Raw genomic sequence first — 2,692 nt, forward strand, 5'->3', positions numbered from 1 at the left:
ATTTTGTATATTTGCCGGCTGGATTGTTACACGCCTTGAGAAAAGGGAGTGTAGTTTATGAAATACAACAAGCAACAGATATTACTTATCGTTTTTATGACTATCATCGAAAAGATTCTCAAGGTAATGAACGTGAATTACATTTAGATAAAGCTATTGAATGTCTAAATTATGATCAATCAAAAATGGAAAATAATGTTCAACCAATTGAAAAAAAATATGACAACATTAAGGAAACTGTCTATATATCCAATGACTCATTTACAGTTACAAAGTTAGAAGTAAGTGGATTGAGTAGCTATATTTATAATAACTATCAACTAGCAACGGTTGTTAAAGGTTGTGGAAAGGCTGATGGTGTTGAAATAAAAATGGGAGATAATTTTATCATTCCTATAAATAATAAAGTAGAATTTGATGGTCAGATGATAATTATGATGACCACAAAATAAGAGGAAAGACGATGAAAAAGAAAGAATTAAGAAAAGATTTTTTATGGGGAGCTGCGTTAAGCAATGTTCAAGCAGAAGGTGGCTACCTAGAAGATGGAAAGGGATTAAATGTATATGACACACTTGTTGTTACACCTGAACCTGGGATTGAATCTCAATATAGTGATACTAAGGTTGCAACAGATCATTATCATCATTTTAAAGAGGTAATGGCCGAAATGGGCATTAAAGCTTACCGTTTCTCAATTATTTGGTCACGGATACATCCTAATGGCGACGATGAAACTAATGAAAAGGGATTAGACTTTTATGAAGAAATGATTGATTATATGTTATCGAAGGGAATTGAACCAGTTGTTTCCTTAGTTCATTTTGATATGCCTGATCATCTGATGAGGGCATATAATGGTTTTTTAAATAAAAAAGTTATAGACTTTTATGTTGAACATGTAAGGTGTATTGCTAAAAGAATGAATGATAAAGTTAAATACTGGATTACTTATAATGAAACAAATCTTGCTCCATATCAAAGTGATTTGGTTGCTGGAACTAATAAGCCTGATTATATGAGTAAAGAAGAATTTTATTCTCAACTATATATTAATATTCAAGTTGCTCATGCAAGGGCAGTTTTAGCAATAAAAAAAGAAATACCTGATGCTATGGTTGGTGGAATGGTTAATTATTGTTTGTTCCAACCTGCAACTACTACTTCAAGGGATATGATTGCTTGTGAATTCTCGCATAAATTCATGAATTATCTTTCCTTTGATATTATGACATCAGGATACTTACCGGAATATTTTGTTTCTTTCATGGAAAAAAGAGATATTGAATGTGAATTTAATAATGCAGAACAAGAGGATGTACTTAAGGCTTCTAAAGAATTAGGATATTTAGCTATATCTTATTATCGTTCAATGATGGTTACATCATATAGAACTATTAAAAATGAATCAATAATAGATTTTGAAAACAATCTTTTATGGGGGAAAGGATTTGTACAAAATCCATTATATAACGCAAGTGAATGGAATTGGACAATTGATCCTGATGCTCTTAGATTGTCATTAATTCAATTACACGAACGTTATCATCTACCTATTTTTATTGTTGAAAATGGAATAGGTATCAAAGAGGAAATGATTAATGGTAAAATTTATGATGATAATCGTATAGATTATTATCAAGAACATATTCAAGCTATGAAAACTGCGATTGAAAATGATGGTGTAGATGTTATTGGGTATCTAGCTTGGAGTAGTATTGATTTTCTAAGTGCCCACAAAGAAATGTTGAAGCGATATGGATTTATTTATATTAATAGGGATGTTAAAGATTTAAAGGACCTAAAGAGATATCCAAAGAAATCATTTTATTGGTATAAAAAATGTATTGCAAGCAATGGTAATGATTTGGAAAATAATGTAGAGTATTAGTGAGGTGATTAATTATGGTTAGAGCTCAAATTTTTAATCAAGAAAGTTACTGTATTCAAATTATAAGATATTTATCTTTCTTAGATGATTATGCAACCTCTTATGAAATCGCAAATCATATTGGAATAAGTAGGAGATTAGTTAGAGATGAAATTATTAATGTGCAAGAATTATTAAATGAATTTGGATATCGATTGATTTCACGTACCCCTAAAGGATATCGTATAGATTTTACAGATTATTTGGAGGCACTAGAGCTTATTAACAAGATTGAAAACCATGAGCGTAACCATAATTTTGATTACTATCTATATATAAATAGAACTTTTTATGATTCAAAGCGACTCCTTGAATGCGACACAGGAATTAAGATAGATGATCTTGCAGAAGAAATTTTTGTATCAAGATCAACTTTATCTAAGGAACTGTCTAATCTTAGAGAATGGTTTGCGAAGCATGAACTGAAAATAAACTCTAAAGCAAATGTAGGGTTGATTTTAGAAGGACGTGAAGAAAACAAACGAATTATATTATCAGATATTATTTTCATTAATTACAAGCACTCATATATTATGTTTGATTTTTTAAAGAGCCTTTATAAAAATAAAGAGATGTTAGATTATAAGATTATATCATTGTTAAAAAAATATAATGTTTCTTTATCTGATACATCTTTAATTGATTTCCTCGTTTACATATTGGTTATGATTTCAAGAGCTAAATCTAAGCATTTATTAACTGAATTTGAGATTCCGGAAGAGTTTTACTTATCGATTGAAATGCAAGTTGCATAAGAGATTG

At 29.6% G+C, this 2,692-nt stretch carries 2 protein-coding genes and 1 pseudogene; all 3 read left to right on the plus strand.

Annotated features, from left to right (window positions below; all coding sequences use genetic code 11):
- Positions 1–452 (plus strand): annotated as a pseudogene (locus ACLR9T_RS13715) (mannose-6-phosphate isomerase); the annotation flags it as partial.
- 11 nt (positions 453–463) lie between these two features.
- A complete protein-coding gene (locus ACLR9T_RS13720) occupies positions 464–1,891 on the plus strand; it encodes a glycoside hydrolase family 1 protein (protein ID WP_413110055.1) in 1,428 nt (475 codons plus the stop codon).
- A 14-nt stretch (positions 1,892–1,905) separates the two neighbouring features.
- Positions 1,906–2,685, plus strand: coding sequence for a helix-turn-helix domain-containing protein (locus tag ACLR9T_RS13725; protein WP_413110056.1), 780 nt, complete (start codon positions 1,906–1,908; stop codon positions 2,683–2,685).
- Positions 2,686–2,692: the final 7 nt, after the last annotated feature.

The organism is Thomasclavelia sp., from assembly GCF_047249845.1.
Classification (GTDB): domain Bacteria; phylum Bacillota_I; class Bacilli_A; order Erysipelotrichales; family Coprobacillaceae; genus Thomasclavelia.

Bases quoted from the DNA above. Each gene is read 5' to 3' on its own strand.
- ACLR9T_RS13725 (WP_413110056.1), top strand. From the start codon at position 1,906: ATGGTTAGAGCTCAAATTTTTAATCAAGAAAGTTACTGTATTCAAATT.
- ACLR9T_RS13720 (WP_413110055.1), top strand. From the start codon at position 464: ATGAAAAAGAAAGAATTAAGAAAAGATTTTTTATGGGGAGCTGCGTTA.